Source organism: Flavobacterium sp. (genome assembly GCF_043779715.1).
Taxonomy (GTDB): domain Bacteria; phylum Bacteroidota; class Bacteroidia; order Flavobacteriales; family Flavobacteriaceae; genus Flavobacterium.
Genome location: NZ_JAYWDT010000188.1, coordinates 1 through 15,601, shown reverse-complemented (window position 1 = coordinate 15,601; position 15,601 = coordinate 1). Strand labels below are relative to the sequence as shown.

The 15,601-nt window shown below is 32.3% G+C and carries 18 protein-coding genes; 6 read left to right on the top strand and 12 right to left on the bottom strand.

Annotation, left to right across the window (positions count from 1 at the left end; all coding sequences use genetic code 11):
• The 3 genes from ACH2BG_RS09225 to yajC all read left to right on the top strand — a co-directional run.
• Positions 1-239: transcription antitermination protein NusB (locus tag ACH2BG_RS09225; protein ID WP_395047403.1), on the top strand; the 239-nt coding region annotated here is incomplete at its 5' end.
• Positions 240-250: 11 nt separating this feature from the next.
• Positions 251-769 carry a DUF1573 domain-containing protein gene (locus ACH2BG_RS09220; protein ID WP_395047402.1) on the top strand — a complete coding sequence of 173 codons (519 nt, stop codon included), beginning with the start codon at positions 251-253 and terminating at the stop codon, positions 767-769.
• Positions 770-774: 5 nt separating this feature from the next.
• Positions 775-1,047: a preprotein translocase subunit YajC gene (yajC, locus tag ACH2BG_RS09215; RefSeq protein WP_395047401.1), complete on the top strand. Its 273-nt coding sequence runs from the start codon at positions 775-777 to the stop codon at positions 1,045-1,047.
• A 59-nt stretch (positions 1,048-1,106) separates the two neighbouring features.
• On the opposite strand, the gene ACH2BG_RS09210 is transcribed toward yajC, so the two are convergent.
• The 10 genes from ACH2BG_RS09210 to ACH2BG_RS09165 all read right to left on the bottom strand — a co-directional run bounded on the left by ACH2BG_RS09210 (position 1,107) and on the right by ACH2BG_RS09165 (position 9,848).
• On the bottom strand, positions 1,107-1,271 hold the full coding sequence (locus ACH2BG_RS09210) for a YdeI/OmpD-associated family protein (protein WP_395047400.1): 165 nt from the start codon (positions 1,269-1,271) through the stop codon (positions 1,107-1,109).
• Between the two features lie 64 nt (positions 1,272-1,335).
• Positions 1,336-1,608, bottom strand: a complete 273-nt coding sequence (locus ACH2BG_RS09205) for a DUF1801 domain-containing protein (RefSeq protein ID WP_395047399.1) — start codon at positions 1,606-1,608, stop codon at positions 1,336-1,338.
• Between the two features lie 78 nt (positions 1,609-1,686).
• On the bottom strand, positions 1,687-2,949 hold the full coding sequence (gene pepT, locus ACH2BG_RS09200; protein ID WP_395047398.1) for a peptidase T: 1,263 nt from the start codon (positions 2,947-2,949) through the stop codon (positions 1,687-1,689).
• Positions 2,950-3,042: 93 nt separating this feature from the next.
• Complete coding sequence (gene miaA / locus ACH2BG_RS09195) at positions 3,043-3,963, bottom strand: tRNA (adenosine(37)-N6)-dimethylallyltransferase MiaA (protein WP_395047397.1); 921 nt, start codon at positions 3,961-3,963, stop codon at positions 3,043-3,045.
• Between the two features lie 138 nt (positions 3,964-4,101).
• Entirely contained in the window at positions 4,102-5,463 is a 1,362-nt protein-coding gene (locus ACH2BG_RS09190; RefSeq protein WP_395047396.1) for an exonuclease domain-containing protein, read from the bottom strand.
• A gap of 81 nt (positions 5,464-5,544) precedes the next feature.
• Positions 5,545-6,207 carry a YggS family pyridoxal phosphate-dependent enzyme gene (locus ACH2BG_RS09185; protein ID WP_395047395.1) on the bottom strand — a complete coding sequence of 221 codons (663 nt, stop codon included), beginning with the start codon at positions 6,205-6,207 and terminating at the stop codon, positions 5,545-5,547.
• Positions 6,198-6,608: a hypothetical protein gene (locus tag ACH2BG_RS09180; protein ID WP_395047394.1), complete on the bottom strand. Its 411-nt coding sequence runs from the start codon at positions 6,606-6,608 to the stop codon at positions 6,198-6,200. The genes ACH2BG_RS09185 and ACH2BG_RS09180 overlap by 10 nt, the downstream gene beginning before the upstream one ends.
• An 88-nt stretch (positions 6,609-6,696) precedes the next feature.
• Positions 6,697-7,923 (bottom strand): DUF1015 domain-containing protein, encoded by a 1,227-nt coding sequence (locus tag ACH2BG_RS09175; protein ID WP_395047393.1) that lies wholly within the window; start codon positions 7,921-7,923, stop codon positions 6,697-6,699.
• Positions 7,924-7,952: 29 nt separating this feature from the next.
• Positions 7,953-8,840 (bottom strand): 3-hydroxyacyl-CoA dehydrogenase family protein, encoded by an 888-nt coding sequence (locus ACH2BG_RS09170; protein ID WP_395047392.1) that lies wholly within the window; start codon positions 8,838-8,840, stop codon positions 7,953-7,955.
• A 42-nt stretch (positions 8,841-8,882) separates the two neighbouring features.
• Positions 8,883-9,848 carry a Gfo/Idh/MocA family protein gene (locus ACH2BG_RS09165; RefSeq protein ID WP_395047391.1) on the bottom strand — a complete coding sequence of 322 codons (966 nt, stop codon included), beginning with the start codon at positions 9,846-9,848 and terminating at the stop codon, positions 8,883-8,885.
• Positions 9,849-9,946: 98 nt separating this feature from the next.
• Between ACH2BG_RS09165 and ACH2BG_RS09160 the strand changes: the two genes are divergently transcribed.
• The gene (locus tag ACH2BG_RS09160) at positions 9,947-10,588 is read left to right on the top strand and encodes a protein-L-isoaspartate(D-aspartate) O-methyltransferase (protein ID WP_395047390.1); all 642 of its coding nucleotides are present in this window, start codon (positions 9,947-9,949) and stop codon (positions 10,586-10,588) included.
• A 48-nt stretch (positions 10,589-10,636) separates the two neighbouring features.
• On the opposite strand, the gene smpB is transcribed toward ACH2BG_RS09160, so the two are convergent.
• Complete coding sequence (gene smpB / locus ACH2BG_RS09155) at positions 10,637-11,089, bottom strand: SsrA-binding protein SmpB (protein ID WP_091474122.1); 453 nt, start codon at positions 11,087-11,089, stop codon at positions 10,637-10,639.
• A gap of 214 nt (positions 11,090-11,303) precedes the next feature.
• Here smpB and ACH2BG_RS09150 point away from each other — a divergent pair, with 214 nt between their 5' ends.
• Positions 11,304-12,806 (top strand): S8 family peptidase, encoded by a 1,503-nt coding sequence (locus ACH2BG_RS09150; RefSeq protein ID WP_395047389.1) that lies wholly within the window; start codon positions 11,304-11,306, stop codon positions 12,804-12,806.
• Positions 12,807-12,892: 86 nt separating this feature from the next.
• The gene (locus ACH2BG_RS09145; protein ID WP_395047388.1) at positions 12,893-13,117 is read left to right on the top strand and encodes a VF530 family DNA-binding protein; all 225 of its coding nucleotides are present in this window, start codon (positions 12,893-12,895) and stop codon (positions 13,115-13,117) included.
• A gap of 28 nt (positions 13,118-13,145) precedes the next feature.
• On the opposite strand, the gene ACH2BG_RS09140 is transcribed toward ACH2BG_RS09145, so the two are convergent.
• On the bottom strand, positions 13,146-15,350 hold the full coding sequence (locus tag ACH2BG_RS09140; RefSeq protein ID WP_395047387.1) for a TonB-dependent receptor plug domain-containing protein: 2,205 nt from the start codon (positions 15,348-15,350) through the stop codon (positions 13,146-13,148).
• Positions 15,351-15,601: the final 251 nt, after the last annotated feature.

Genomic DNA, 15,601 nt, shown 5'->3' with positions numbered 1-15,601 from the left:
CAAACTGGGATACAGAACGAATTGCTGAAATTGATACCATAATTTTGAAAATGGCAATTTGTGAATTTTTAAAATTTCCATCTATTCCTGTAAAAGTTACAATTAATGAGTATCTTGAATTAGCTAAAGAATATTCGACACCAAAAAGTAGTGTTTTTATAAACGGTATTTTAGATAATTTAGTGAAAGAATTTGAAGTTAATGATAAGTTAAAGAAAACTGGGCGAGGTTTAATGTAAAAAGTAAATTTATGATTAAGAATATAATGACTTTTATTGCAGTTGTATCATTATTATCGACTGTGTCTTGCAAAAAGAAAGACGAAAATAGCTCAATTGTTTTAGATGAAAATAATATGATTGCAGCGCCACAATATGCATCGAATCAAGTGGTTATTGCTCCAAAGAAAAAAATGAAACCCGGAGAATATCCAAAAATTGAAATTGAAAATTCTGATTTCGATTTTGGAGATATTACACAAGGAGATAAAGTGTCGCATGTATTTAAGTTTAAAAATACAGGAAAAAGTGATTTAGTAATTTTAGATGCTCATGCTAGTTGTGGTTGCACCGTTCCTGAATGGACAAAAACACCTATAAAGTCTGGAGAAATGGGTGAAGTAAATATCATTTTTAACTCTGAAGGAAAAATGGGAAATCAAGAAAAAACAGTAACACTAAGAACAAATACAGAAGTTGGAAGCGAACTAATTCATTTTAAAGCAAATATTAATCCAAAAGCAGAAGGAAATCCTGCAAATACTAAATAATTATTATGGGACAGATTGTACAATATTTACCTTATATTTTAATACCATTTGTGTTTTATTTTTTTATGATAAAACCACAAAACGACAAAGTAAAAAAAGAAAAAAGCTTTGAAGCATCCCTAAAAGTTGGTGACAAAATAGTTACAAAAAGCGGTTTGCACGGTAAAGTAGCTGAACTTGCAGAAACTACAGTTGTTATAGAAACAATGTCAGGAAAACTTAAAATGGAACGTTCAGCAATTTCTAACGAAATGAACGAAGCTTTAAACAAGAAATAGTTTTTCAGAACTTATATAAAAAAAACCACGAAATCCGATTTCGTGGTTTTTTGTTATCTCTACTTATCGTTTAATCCTTTACCATCAAGAATCATGGGTTTTATTTTTTCTAGCCGGTCGAGTTTGGTTTTTTCTTGCTTTGCAGTATCAATATATTCGATAAATTCTTTTTGTTTGTAAGGAGAAAATAACTCGAAAGCTTTAGAAATATTAAGGTTTTTCATGAATAAAACTCTGAAAAAAATCAGAAATAATGACTTCTTTTTTCTCAGGTTTGTTTGATTTTACCTATTTTTCAATTTGAATTGCTTCTGCAATATAAGCTAAGATTAATTCTTCTTTGATTTCACTTTTTGAAGCAAAACGCCATTGCCGCAATGCTTTTGTAACACCTTCTTGTGCATTAATTAAAACATTTGCTTCGTCTTTTAAGTAAACACCATTAAAAAAACCAAAGACCAACATAAGATTTGAAACCGCCAATCCCCAAACATTTTTATCATTGTAGGTGTAAACAATTCCGCCCCATTTAGTGGTTTCTACAAGGTTTGTTTTATTCATAATAGACTTTAGAAGTTCAATTTCCTCACTCTATTGATTTTCTTTATCTCAAACTTTTGTAGCCATTAGTCTAAAAAATTATTTTTTTTCAGTCTTTTTATAATCCCCCGAAGCAGTAATTTGAGCAATTTGCACAATGACATCAATTGCTTTTTGAATGCTTTCTACAGGAACGTATTCGTATTTTCCGTGAAAATTGTGTCCGCCAGCAAAAATATTCGGACATGGCAAACCTTTGTAAGAAAGCTGACAACCATCGGTTCCACCACGAATAGGTTTTATAAGTGGTTTGATTCCTAGATTTTTCATCGCTTTTTCGGCAATATCAATGATATGAAATACTGGAACAACTTTTTCTTTCATATTGTAATATTGGTCTTTTACGACAGTAATTACAATATCTTCGCCAAATTGTTTGGCATATTTCTTATTCATTTTTTTGGTAATGGTATGAATAAGTTCTTTACGTTTTTTGAATTTTCTAGCATCATGATCACGAATAATAAGTTCCAGATGCGTTTCTTCGATACTTCCAGAAAGTTGTGTTACATGAAAAAATCCTTCGTAACCTTTTGTTTCTTGCGGAATTTCGTCTTTTGGTAATTCATTAATAAATTCGTTTGCCAATAGCATCGAATTTATCATTTTCCCTTTGGCATAACCTGGATGTACACTTTTTCCTTTGAAAGTTATTTTGGCTCCAGCAGCATTAAAATTTTCATATTCTAATTCACCAATCTGACTTCCGTCCATAGTGTAAGCCCAATCGCAAGCAAATTTTTCTACATCAAAATGGTGTGCACCACGACCTATTTCTTCGTCTGGTGTGAAACCTACACGGATTTTCCCGTGTTTAATTTCTGGATTTTGGATAAGGAATTCCATTGCCGAAACAATTTCGGTAATTCCAGCTTTATCATCGGCACCAAGTAGCGTTGTACCATCGGTAGTGATTAGTGTTTGTCCTTTGTAGAGTAATAAATCTTTGAAATATTTTGGCGAAAGCACGATATTTTTTTCTGCATTTAATACAATATCGTTACCATCATAATTTTTTATAATTTGTGGTTTTACGTCTTTCCCTGTAAAATCCGGAGTGGTATCAAAATGAGATACAAAACCAATGGTAGGAACTTCGTGCGAAACATTACTCGGCAAAGTCGCCATGATATAAGCTTTGTCATCGATAGTTACATCTTGCATACCAATCGCTTTTAGTTCTTCGACTAATTTGTTGGCCAAATCCCATTGTTTTGCAGTACTTGGTGTCGCTTCTGAGTTAGGATCAGATTCGGTATCTATAGTTACGTAGCTTATAAAACGGTCGATAATATGTTGCATAATATTTTTTTTAATGAAGGACAAATATAAGATTTATTTGGTAAAACGAATATTCTATTTGTGGTAGTGAAGTGTGTTTATTGGAGTGTTTTTTTATTCAATTTTGGAGTTGATAACATCAATTGTTTTTGAAATATCTGTTTTATAATCGAACCAAATGGTGTTTTCAGTACGTTTGAACCAAGTGAGTTGTCGTTTAGAAAATCGTCGGGTATTTTTTTTAATTTCTTCTATAGCAAAAGCTAAAGTAAAATCACCATCAAAAAAACTAAATAATTCCCTGTAACCAACAGTTTGCAAAGCATTTAAATCTCTATTTGGATATAATTCTTCGGCTTCAGCAAGCAAACCTTCGTTTATCATAATATCAACTCGCTGATTGATGCGATTGTACATAATTTCTCGGTCAGCCTCTAAACCAATGATAATAGGAGTGAAGTTTCTGGCGCTTTTGTCTTTGTTTAGAAACGAAGAATAGGGCTTTCCCGTTCCTATGCAAACTTCTACAAAACGCATCATACGTTGTGGGTTTTGTAAGGTTTGCGGGTTTTCGGAAAGGATTTTAGTATAATAATTTATATCTAATTCTTGGAGTTTTTGTTGTAAATATTCGATTCCATTTTCGTCATGTTTTTTTTGAATTTCTTCACGAATAGAAGGCTCGATGTTTGGGAAAGCATCAAAACCTTTTAAGACGGCATCTACATATAATCCTGAACCGCCAACCATGATTTGAATATTATTTTTACTAAATAACTCGTATAGTTTTGTTATGGATTCTTTTTCGAAATCACCGACTGTATACTCTTGAAAAATGGATTTATTTTGGATAAAATGATGTGTGGCTTGACTTAATTCTTCATCGCTCGGAACTGCAGTTCCTATTCGCATTTCTTTGAAAAATTGACGGCTATCGCAGGAAATAATGTCACAACCATATTGTTTTGCCAAAGCGATGCTTAAGGCAGTTTTTCCTATGGCTGTTGGTCCGATTATGGTTATTAAATAGTTCATTTTTTTTAAAATCTGCAGTCAAAAATCGTTAATCATCAATCATAAATCTACTAGCCCCGATAGTAGTAAAAATCCTTTTTCTTGCTCCTTTAGCAAGGAAAAGATTGCAACGAATAGCGGGAATAGCTCTTGAAAAAATTAAAATTTTACGATTTTCATCACTTTATTTTTTCGCAAATAACCTTGTATAATATTTCTGGTATCGCGGTTGTTAGGCATAGGAATTATAAGGTTTTTCAGGATTTGGATATTGTTTATTTGATAGTTTAAATCGTAGAAAGCATAGCCTTTATAAACGCCATTTTCTATGAGAACAGCACTGCGCTCGCTGATAGTTCGACCTTTGTCGACAATGACCATGTTTTGGTGTTCGAAGCTACTTTTTGTGATAAATTCCTGTACACGTTTGTTGTATTCTTCGGGCGTAATTTTGCCAATACATGCGCCATCACATTCGTTTATTTTGTGCTGAAAACATTCGGCTTTTGTTTCGTATAAACCTGTTAGTTTTTGACACAAATTATAATGAGAACTGATTCTGAATAATATATTTTTTCCTTCCTGGAGGCTTGTGTAGGCTGTAACTTCCTTTTTGCGACCATCAGCTTTTTGCAATTTCAGATTCAGATAACCATTTTGATCTACTTCGGAATAAATGGCTACAGGGAAATGAGTTTTAGGCGACATTCTGTTGTAAATAGGTCGGTTTATTTTTATTTCTTCGGTTTCTTTGAGCAGTGCAACAAGTTCGCTTCCAGTTTCTTCATAAGTAACTGTAAAAACTTCTTGCTGTATTTTTATCGCACTTTTTGTAATTCCTGTAAAATGCTGATTGACTCTTTTTTTGATGCTTCTACTTTTACCAATGAAAATGATGTTTCCGTTTTCTTTGTGAATGTAATAAACTCCCGTTTTGTTGGGTAATGATTCAATAATATTGAATAGTTTAGGCGGAATACCTTTGATAATTTCGGTTTTGATATTGTCTTTGACAATCACTTTCTCCAAATCTTTGTCTAACAACATTTTAAATAATTTTACTGTTGCCAGCGCATCTCCTTCGGCACGATGTCTGTCTGTCATCGGGATTCCTAAGGCTCGAACTAATTTCCCTAAACTATAAGAAGGTTGTTCTGGGATTAGAATTTTGGCCAGCTCGACCGTGCAAAGTGTTTTTGCTTGAAAATCATAACCTAGACGGCGAAATTCGGTGCGAAGGATTCGATAATCGAAAACGGTGTTGTGGGCAACAATGACACAGTCTTGCGTGATTTCGACAATGCGTTTGGCCACTTCGTGAAACTTGGGTGCGGAAACCAACATAGCGTTATTTATCCCCGTAAGTTTTACTACAAACGGCTGAATTGGAATTTCTGGATTCACTAAACTGATGAATTGGTCTACGATTTGGTGACCGTCAAATTTATAGATGGCGATTTCCGTAATTCCTTCTTCGTTATACTGTCCTCCAGTGGTTTCTATGTCTAGTATTGCGTACAAATGTGATTTGAAAATTTAAAGATTTTGAAATTTAAAGATTTTTACAAAGATAATTTTTCAATCATTCAATTATTAAATTTTTTAATTTCTTCCGCCAAAGATACTACTTCCTATTCGAACCATCGTACTTCCGCATTCGATTGCGAGTTTGTAGTCGCCAGACATTCCCATAGAAAGAATTGATAATTGACAATTGACAATTGATAATGAGTTAGAACTATCAAAAATCGATTTCAAATGTGTGAACTCTTTTTTTATTTGATTCTGATTTTCGGTAAATGTTGCCATGCCCATTAGCCCTACAATTCGGATATTTTGCAATGATTTGAATTCGTTTGAAGCTAATAATTCGTTCAGTTCATTTTCGTCTAAACCAAATTTTGTTTCTTCTTCAGCAATGTATATTTGTAGTAAACAGTCGATAATTCGATTGTGTTTCTTGGCTTTTTTGTTTATTTCATCTAGTAATTTTAAGCTATCAACTCCATGAATTAAACTCACATATTCTGCCATAAATTTCACTTTATTACTCTGGACATGACCTATCATGTGCCACTCGATATCTTTTGGCATCGCTTCCCACTTCTCGGTCATTTCTTGGATTTTGTTTTCTCCAAAAATGCGTTGACCTGCTTCGTAAGCTTCCATCAAATCAGGAATTGGCTTGGTTTTAGAAACCGCAACAAGTGTAACGTTTTCAGGAAGTGAAGTTTTTATTTTATTTAGGTTCTGAGTTATTGACATTTTTCAATTTTTTCTTGTATTTTTAGAAAAAGGGTAGTGTTTATAGCAATATATAATATTACAAAAGGAAATCCAAAATGATTCATTATCCACGAAGAACCTCCCCAAGTATGACAAAGCATAACAAATAAACTAAAATACTGAACTTGCTTTCTTGTAAGAAATATGCCGATTAAGCCAATTAATATTAACCATAAGCTAGATATTATAAATATTCCCGAAACATGATTTTGCATCGCAAATGCACCAATTGGATTTGCCTCGTTGGCAATATTTAAATTACCATTCCAATACTCTTTGGGTTGATAAATTATGGTTATTGAAATATCAAAAAGAGCTGCCCAAAATGCAGGAATTAACATGATTAAGTTTCTCTTCTTTTGGTGTAATTCCACTTTCATAATTTCTATATTTGATGAGATTCCTCGTTCCTCGGAATGACAAGATGACGTGAATTTTTCAATCTTACAATTCTTTAATCTTTTAAATCTAAAGTTCATAAACCACCAAACCACTTCTAAATTTCGGTTCGATGTAAGTACTTTTGGGTGGCATGATTAGGTTATGGTCTGCTAGAGCTTTTATTTCGGAAATATCCGAAGGATACAACATAAATCCAATTTCAAATTCTCCTTCGTCTATTAAATCTTTGATAATAGAAATAGATTGTTTTCCTGAAACATAATCGATACGTTCGTCATTTCTCAAATCTTCTAAACCCAAAAGTGGATGCAAAATGGTATCGTACAAAATTTGTGAGTCTAAGTTTTCGATTCCGAAGTGTTCTGATTTGTGAATGTTTTCTTGTTTGTAAAACAAAGCATAAAAACTACCATCGAGATACATTCCGAATTCGTATTTGTTTTGCGGTTTCCACAATTCTTGATTTTTGTTTTCGATGTTGAAATGCTGAGAAATTCTCAAAATGAAATTGTCTTTAGTAAAACCATTCAAATCTCTAACAATCCTGTTAAACTCGTATATTTTGACATTGCTTTCCGCAATAAGAAAACTCATAAAATACTTGAGATTTTCATTTTTCGTGTCCTTGTTTTCGTCTAATAATAATTCGGCTGCTGAGGAACGATGGTGTCCGTCAGCAATATATAAATTTGGAATATTTTCGAAATGATTTTGTAACCAATCTATTTCGCTTTGCGTATCAATTTTCCAAAGTGTATGTTTTTCCTTTGTTGTAGTGGCAAATTCGTAAAGAGGTTTGCTTTTTTTTCGCAAAGAAATATAAGTGTTTATTTCGACACTATCTGGATAGGTTATTAATACTGGTTCGGCATTAAAATCGGTGTATTTCATGTAATCCTTTATCAGTTCTACTCGAAACTGTAAAGTATCTTCATGTTTTTTAATCACATTATTTTTGTAATCATCTACCGAAGTTGCTGCGATAATTCCTGAAAAAAGATTCGATTTTGTTTGAATTTCGTATAAATAAAAAACTGGAGTTTCTTCCTTAATTAATATTTGTTCGTCTTTAAAATCTTGGTATTTATGTGCCACACTTTTAAAACGCTTGTCAATGGTAATTCTCTGAGCATTGGCAAATGCGGGATGTATAACATGCAAAAACGAGTACGGATTATAACTTAGCCAAGCAGCTAGCTCTGCCGAATTATAATCGTCGTAAGTTCTACAAGTTACCAATCCTACTTTGTCGGCAGCAGGTCGAACGGCTTTGAATGGAATTATTTTTGCCATTAATTCAATTGATAATTATCCATTGTTAATTATGAGAATTGTTTAGAAACTTTTTCTGCTTTTTTGCTTTCGGCATAATCATAAAAACCTTCGCCAGATTTTGTTCCTAATTTTCCAGCCATTACCATATTTACTAATAATGGGCAAGGTGCATATTTAGGGTTTTTGAAACCGTCGTACATGACGTTTAGGATTGCCAAACAAACGTCAAGACCAATAAAATCAGCTAATTGTAATGGTCCCATGGGATGACCCATTCCTAGTTTCATTACGGTATCAATTTCTTGAACACCAGCTACTTTGTTGTATAATGTTTCGATGGCTTCGTTTATCATTGGCATCAAAATTCTATTGGCTACAAATCCTGGATAATCATTTACTTCGGTAGGTATTTTTCCTAATTTTACAGATAAATCCATGATGGTTTTAGTCACTTCGTTGGTTGTGTTGTAACCCCGAATGATTTCGACTAATTTCATAATTGGTACAGGATTCATAAAATGCATACCAATTACTCTTTCTGGATGCAACACCGAAGCTGCTATTTGTGTAATTGAAATTGAAGAAGTGTTGGTTGCTAAAATCGTATTGTGATCGCAAACTTCGCTTAATTGTTTGAAAATGTTCAGTTTTAAAGTTAGATTTTCAGTAGCCGCTTCAACGACTAAATCGCAACCAGTTACACCATCTTTTATATCAGTATAAGTGATGATATTTCCAATGGTTTTGTGTTTGTCTTCTTCAGTAATTGTTCCTTTAGTTACCATTCGATCCAAGTTTGCTGCAATAGTTGCAATACCTTTTTCGAGCGATTTTTCCGAAATATCTATTAGTTTTACTGTAAATCCTGATTGTGCAAAAGTATGTGCAATTCCATTACCCATTGTTCCTGCTCCAATTACTGCTATGTTTTTCATTATTTAATATTAAAAAGATTTAAAAATTTAAGAATTGAAAGATTATTTCTCCATGCAATTTATTATCTGATAAGCCACTCGTAAAGCGTCAGTTGCTTGTTCTAAAGTAACTACTGGAGTTGTATTATTATTGATGGCATCTGCAAAAGATTCTAATTCATCTAAAATAGCATTATTAGGTTCTACCGATGGATTTTCATAATAAATTTGCTTTTTTACACCTTCGGCATTTTGCAAAATCATATCGAAATCACCAGGAGTTTCAGGAGCGTCTTTCATTTTTACTACTTCGCAAATTTTATCAAGAAAATCGACTGAGATATAAGCATCCTTCTGAAAAAATCGAGATTTACGCATGTTTTTCATCGAAATTCTACTCGCAGTAATGTTGGCAACACAGCCACTTTCGAATTCAATTCTTGCATTTGCAATATCTGGAGAATCACTAATTACCGAAACGCCGCTTGCTGAGATATTCTTTACTTTCGAGTTTACCACACTCAAAATAGCATCAATATCGTGAATCATTAAATCTAAAACTACGGGAACGTCGGTGCCACGAGGATTAAATTCGGCCAAACGATGGGTTTCGATAAACATTGGATTTTTTATTTGGCTTTTAACCGCTTTAAATGCTGGATTAAATCTTTCGACGTGACCCACTTGCCCTTTTACATTATATTCTTTGGCTAAAGCTATAATTTCTTCGGCTTCTTCGACAGTGGTTGAAATGGGTTTTTCTATAAAAACATGCTTACCGGATTTTATAGAAACTTTGGCACATTTGTAATGAGAAAGTGTTGGAGTGACAATATCAATTACATCGACAGCATGAATTAATTTTGCAATAGTTTCAAATTGTTTGTAACCAAATTCGGCTGCTATTTTAGCCCCATTTTCCTGATTTTCGTCATAAAAACCTACTAATTCGTATTTTTCAGATTGTTGTAGCAATCGTAAATGTATTTTTCCGAGATGACCAGCACCTAAAACGCCAACTTTTAGCATAAAAATGTATTTTGAACAAAAATAGGAATTAATTGATAATTGCTTATTGATAATTGACAATTTGTTTTCTAAATTTACAAAAATTAATACCCCTAAAATTGAAAGATACATCGAAACATCAAGGACTTCGTAATCAGTTAGTAAACGTTTTACAGCAAAAAGGGATTACTAACAAAAGTGTTTTGGAAGCTATCAGTAAAATTCCGAGGCATCTTTTTTTGAATTCTAGTTTTGAAGATTATGCTTACCAAGACAAAGCTTTCCCGATAGGAGCAGGTCAAACTATTTCGCAACCTTATACGGTGGCTTTTCAAACAGAATTATTAGAAGTTAAAAAAGGTGATAAAGTACTAGAAATAGGAACAGGTTCGGGTTACCAAACAGCAGTTTTGTGTACTGTTGGTGCAGTCGTATATAGTGTAGAGCGTCAGAATGAATTATTTAAAAAAACCTCATTATTACTACCAAAGTTAGGAATTAGAGCTAAACATTTGTCTTTTGGAGACGGTTATAAAGGATTACCAAATCACGCACCTTTTGATAGCATTATAGTAACTGCGGGCGCACCAGAAATCCCAAAAGCATTAATGTCACAACTAAAAATAGGAGGGAAACTCGTAATTCCTGTTGGCGAAAAGATCCAAGTAATGACACTCATTATTAGAAAAGACGAAACCCAATTCGAGAAACATGAGTTTGGGGATTTCAAGTTCGTTCCTTTATTGGAGGATAAAAATTAAGTTTTAATTTAGGATTTTTTATTTCAAGAAAAAGAATAAAAAAAGTATTTAAAATTCTTTTTTTATTCTGTCTAAATCGCGTTTATTATCGCGGTCTTTGATGGTTTCACGCTTGTCGAAAGTTTTCTTTCCTTTGCAAAGTGCAATGTCTAGTTTTGCCATACCTTTTTCATTTGTAAACAATCGCAAAGGAATAATGGTTAGTCCTTTATTTTGAACGTCTTTTAGCAATCCTTTTAATTCTCGTTTGTTCAAAAGTAGTTTGCGTTCGCTTTTTGGTTTGTGGTTGTATTGATGACCAAAATGATATTCTTCGATATTAGAATTAATAACAAAAAGTTCTTCGTTTTGAAACTCACAAAAACTTTCGGCAATATTAGCTTTACCTAATCTTATCGATTTTATTTCGGTACCAGTTAAGACCATTCCAGCAGTATATCGATCGATGATTTCGTATTCGAATTTGGCTCTTTTGTTTAGTATGTTAACTGTTTTTAGCATAGGATTGCAAATGTAACAACAAAATTGAAACTGAACAATTATCTATTAGAATTCTACATTTTTAATTAAAAATAATAAATATATTATTGATTTTTAATTAGTTAAATTGTATTTAAATGTTGTACAGCGTTTTTTTATTACTGTTAAACGATTTTGTTGTTATTTATGTATAATGATTAATATATTCGTGATATAACCAAAAAAACCAATCAAAATGACAAAAAAAATCTTAAAATTATTCGTTTTATCGTTATTTGTTTTTTCATCATGTACAAAAGAAGATTCCTTTGATGATTCTATAGTAATTGAAGCTTCACAAAAAGATCCTTTATCTCCTCAACAAATTAATGCAAAAATTGATGAATCTATAAACACAAAAGGTTTATTTAATTGGAAGGAAGCTTCGAATCATTTATTGTGGAGCGCTATGGCTCAAGGGCAAAATATTGCAACAATAGGTTTCGGGAATTCAGCATCAAATTTTGATAGAAGTATGACATCAAATAATCAGAAAATTCAAAATGACTTACTCGCAATTATTAAAAAACATGAAGGAAAAGAACTAGATAAAATATTAATATCTTCCGATAACTACTTAAATCTATTAGATGTAATTATCGAAAAACAAGAAACAGTAATAGCTTTAAGAAACAGTAATTATTTAAGATATTTAGAACCTTCTGGATATAAATATTTTGAGGTAAAAAATCAGTATTCTAAAAGCGCATCTTCCTCAGGGTGCGGATTAGAATCATCAACTATAAGTTCATTAGATTATACTACGATAACTCCTAATGCATTAGCGCCTTGGACCTTTTATAAACACAATATTACAAGTGCATGGAGTTATAGCACAGGAGCAGGAGTTACTATTGGAGTAGTAGATACGGGAGCTTCAACAGTAAATACACTATTTAACTCAAGTTTTAATGATGGTTATTCGTCAGGTAGAACCGTTCAAAAGTTTGGTGTTTATGTAGATTCTATTTGGCCATGGAGCACAACAACTGATGGTGCAAATGACAAATGTGGTCATGGTACAAGCATGTCGTCTGTTGCAGCAGCACCTCGAAATGACAATGGCCAGCCAGTTGGTGTGGCATATAATTCTAATCTTATTACTTATAGAGCTGCATCAAATGTTGTCCTAGATGGTTATCATGAACAAAATGGTGTTAAAAATGCTTTTACAGGATTAGCAAATAATACGAATGTAAAAATAATTTCGATGTCTATGGGACATGTTTTCTCTGTAGGGAAAATCGAAGACGGAATAAAATATGCCTATAGTAAAGGAAAATTAATTTTTTGTGCTGGAGGGACTTCAACAGATTTTACAACTTTTGTGGGTGTGATTTTTCCAGCTTGGATGGCAGAAACTGTTGCAGTAACAGGGATAAAAGAGACTTCTACTTATCAAGCATGTGATGTTTGTCATACAGGAAGTAAAATAGATTTTACAATAATGATGCAAAGAGCTGGTACAGGAAATACAGTGCCTGTAAACAGTTATAATGAAGGACAAGGAGATTATGTAGGTGGCTCATCGGTAGCGACAGCGACAGCAGCAGGAATAGGAGCATTGGTTTGGTCTAAGCATCCAACATGGACTCGTGACCAAGTTTTAACAAAAATGCGTCAATCTTCGCATTTATATCCTAATAAAAATGCAGAATATGGATATGGAATGTTAGATGCTTCATTAGCAGTTCAATAATAATATAAGCTAAGTTTTAAAATGCAAACCATCAGAGGAAACTTTGATGGTTTTTTTATTGAATTTTTTAATACTATTTTTGTTTTATGGAAATGAATAAATCTAAAGATCCTTTACACGGAATTACATTACAGCAAATTTTAGAAAAACTAATTGTTTTTTATGGTTTTGATACTTTGGGAGAGCTAATAAATATAAAATGTTTTAGAGAGAATCCCACATTAAAATCTAGTTTAACTTTTTTGCGTAAAACCGATTGGGCAAGAAAAAAAGTAGAAGAATTGTATGTAAAAACGTTGCCTAAGTTTTAAATAAAATCTTTAGCAATAAATAAAAAAATTAGAAATTATATTTTCCTCCTAAGTAAATATTTCTACCAGCAGCATTTATACCAGAAGCAAAATTTCTGTATTGAATGTCTAAAATATTTTCAACACCAGAATAAACCGTTAAAGAATTAAACGGTTTCACAGCCACTTTGAAGTTATAAGTTTGCCAAGCTGGCATTCCTTTTGCAGGAGCGTAAACTAAATTATCTTCTCCACTTGTTGAGTAATCTTCTAAATGTTTCTTGCCGTTGTATAACATGTTTAAATCAAGATTTAACCATTTATTCTCGAAATTGAAACCAGTTTTCCCGTAAATAGGAGGGATGTGATCTAATGGTTTTGAAGTATTGTTATTTTCAGATTTAACTCTTCCATATGTGTAATTGAAGTTTCCGTAGAATTTCAAATTTTCTAAAATGTTTATTTTAAGAGAGGTTGAGTAACCAAAAATTTCAGCTTTTCCTAAATTTTGATTTGCAACAACAGGTGTTGCTACTCCATTATAAATAACTGTATTTTCTCCGTTAAAATTAAATTTATCAGTTACAATAGCGTCAAATAATTGTGTGTAGAAAACGGTATTTTCAAATTCGAAAATTTTGTCGGTATAAAGCGTAATGTTGAAATCTCCAGTTACATTTTTCTCAGGTTTGATGTCAGGGTTAGGAACAACTAACGAAACACCTTTAGCAGATTCGAAAATTTTTGCTAAATCATCAACATTTGGTGTTCTAAAACCAGTTGCTACGTTAAAACTTACTCTTACATTTTTAGTAGAATTGTTGGTAATACCAGCTGCACCACTATAAGTAATATTTGTTTGATCAATATCAGAGAAAGGGAATGGGAAGTAAGTTTTATCCTTAAATTCGCTATGTAATTTTGCATAACCTACCCTGGCTCCTAAATTATAGGTAGTGTTTTTGGTAAGTTTAGAAAAGTAAGTAGCAAAAGCATCAGTTTTTAATGTAAAGTTTTTACCGTCAGGATATCTTGTGTTTGTTGGTGTTACAACTCCTGTTTTAATATCCGTAATACTAGCTGTCGATTTTAAATCGTCGTAAAAACCTTCAACTCCGTATAATAACTCACCTTGACCAATTTTTGCTTTTAAATCAGCGTTGATAGAATATACGCTTACTTTTTCAACTCTCGATTCTTCACCAGTTTTTCCGTGATTACGATTTATTCTACTTTCTTCAATATTTTGGTAGCTAGTACCAATTGTTAAATCACTATTTAAAATCGCTTTTTGTTTACTGAATTTATAACCAGCTAAAATTCTTTTCTGTGGGCCATAATTCCAAGTAGACGTTTTTAAATTACCATTACCTTTTAAATCAGTCAATCTATCATATCTAGGGATGTCTGTTGTAGTTGAGAATTGTAAGTTAAGATTGTGTTCAGTCGATTCATTTGGTTTGAACAATACTTTTTGCATTGCATTGTATTGTTTATAACCAGAAAATTTTTGTATTAAAGGATCATCATTTTTTACAATGTTATCTACTCCATTTACAGTTTCTATATAATATGGTCTTGCACCAAAAAAGTCGTTATGACCATTTTTCTTGCTTCCCATTTTCACATCGCCAAAATCGTTGTATGATATAGCAGTTAATGTCGCCCATTTGTTGCCAGAAAATCTGAAATCTCCATAACCTGATTTTTCTTCATTTGCAGTAGAATATCTTGTATTTAAGCTTCCAGAAAATGCTTTACCGTTATTTTGAGAAAGTAATAAAGGTCTTTTGGTAATTAAATTGATAGCTCCACCTAATGCGTCACTTCCAAATTGAGTTGAAGATGAACCAAAAAGAATGTCAGTACTTTCTAACATATTTTCATCAACCGAAAGTACATTTTGTAGGTGACCTCCACGAAAAATAAGGTTGTTCATTCTTACTCCATCAACAAGCAATAATATACGACTTGATTCTAAACCTCTAATTACAGGACTTCCACCACCTTGTTGTGATTTTTGAACGAATAGTTTTCCTGAATTAGAAAGCATGTCAGCAGTATTTTGGTAATTTCCAAATTCGATATCTTTTTGAGTAATAGACTCTATTGCTTGAGAGTTATTTTTCTTTGATTTTGTATAACGTTGCGATTCTATTTTTACTACTCCAAGTTGGTTAGCTGTTGTGGTATCTGTTTGTGAAAACCCAGCCATAGTAGCCGAAAGGGCTATAATAGATAATATTTTTTTCATCTTAATTTAATTAATTGTTTTGTAATACCAGTTCGATATAATTATAAAAAGAATAACTATATCAGACTGATTCCTAATATTCTATAAAAACAATTAATTAACAAGGCGGTTTATGGATAGTTAAAGCTATTTTATTTATATCTCCTTTAAAGCTATAAAAATTTGATTTTATTGATAGTAATTTGAAATCACTTTCAATTTTAAAATCATTATTGTTTAGCGTTGTGATAAAATGGAAAGTTTTATAAATT

Excerpts from the sequence above, each read along its gene's own strand:
- ACH2BG_RS09170 (WP_395047392.1), bottom strand. The coding sequence starts at position 8,840 with ATGAAAAACATAGCAGTAATTGGAGCAGGAACAATGGGTAATGGAATT.
- ACH2BG_RS09150 (WP_395047389.1), top strand. The coding sequence starts at position 11,304 with ATGACAAAAAAAATCTTAAAATTATTCGTTTTATCGTTATTTGTTTTT.
- smpB (WP_091474122.1), bottom strand. The coding sequence starts at position 11,089 with ATGCTAAAAACAGTTAACATACTAAACAAAAGAGCCAAATTCGAATAC.
- yajC (WP_395047401.1), top strand. The coding sequence starts at position 775 with ATGGGACAGATTGTACAATATTTACCTTATATTTTAATACCATTTGTG.
- ACH2BG_RS09165 (WP_395047391.1), bottom strand. The coding sequence starts at position 9,848 with ATGCTAAAAGTTGGCGTTTTAGGTGCTGGTCATCTCGGAAAAATACAT.
- ACH2BG_RS09210 (WP_395047400.1), bottom strand. The coding sequence starts at position 1,271 with ATGAAAAACCTTAATATTTCTAAAGCTTTCGAGTTATTTTCTCCTTAC.
- ACH2BG_RS09205 (WP_395047399.1), bottom strand. The coding sequence starts at position 1,608 with ATGAATAAAACAAACCTTGTAGAAACCACTAAATGGGGCGGAATTGTT.
- ACH2BG_RS09175 (WP_395047393.1), bottom strand. The coding sequence starts at position 7,923 with ATGGCAAAAATAATTCCATTCAAAGCCGTTCGACCTGCTGCCGACAAA.
- ACH2BG_RS09140 (WP_395047387.1), bottom strand. The coding sequence starts at position 15,350 with ATGAAAAAAATATTATCTATTATAGCCCTTTCGGCTACTATGGCTGGG.
- ACH2BG_RS09220 (WP_395047402.1), top strand. The coding sequence starts at position 251 with ATGATTAAGAATATAATGACTTTTATTGCAGTTGTATCATTATTATCG.
- miaA (WP_395047397.1), bottom strand. The coding sequence starts at position 3,963 with ATGAACTATTTAATAACCATAATCGGACCAACAGCCATAGGAAAAACT.
- ACH2BG_RS09180 (WP_395047394.1), bottom strand. The coding sequence starts at position 6,608 with ATGAAAGTGGAATTACACCAAAAGAAGAGAAACTTAATCATGTTAATT.
- ACH2BG_RS09145 (WP_395047388.1), top strand. The coding sequence starts at position 12,893 with ATGGAAATGAATAAATCTAAAGATCCTTTACACGGAATTACATTACAG.
- ACH2BG_RS09185 (WP_395047395.1), bottom strand. The coding sequence starts at position 6,207 with ATGTCAATAACTCAGAACCTAAATAAAATAAAAACTTCACTTCCTGAA.
- pepT (WP_395047398.1), bottom strand. The coding sequence starts at position 2,949 with ATGCAACATATTATCGACCGTTTTATAAGCTACGTAACTATAGATACC.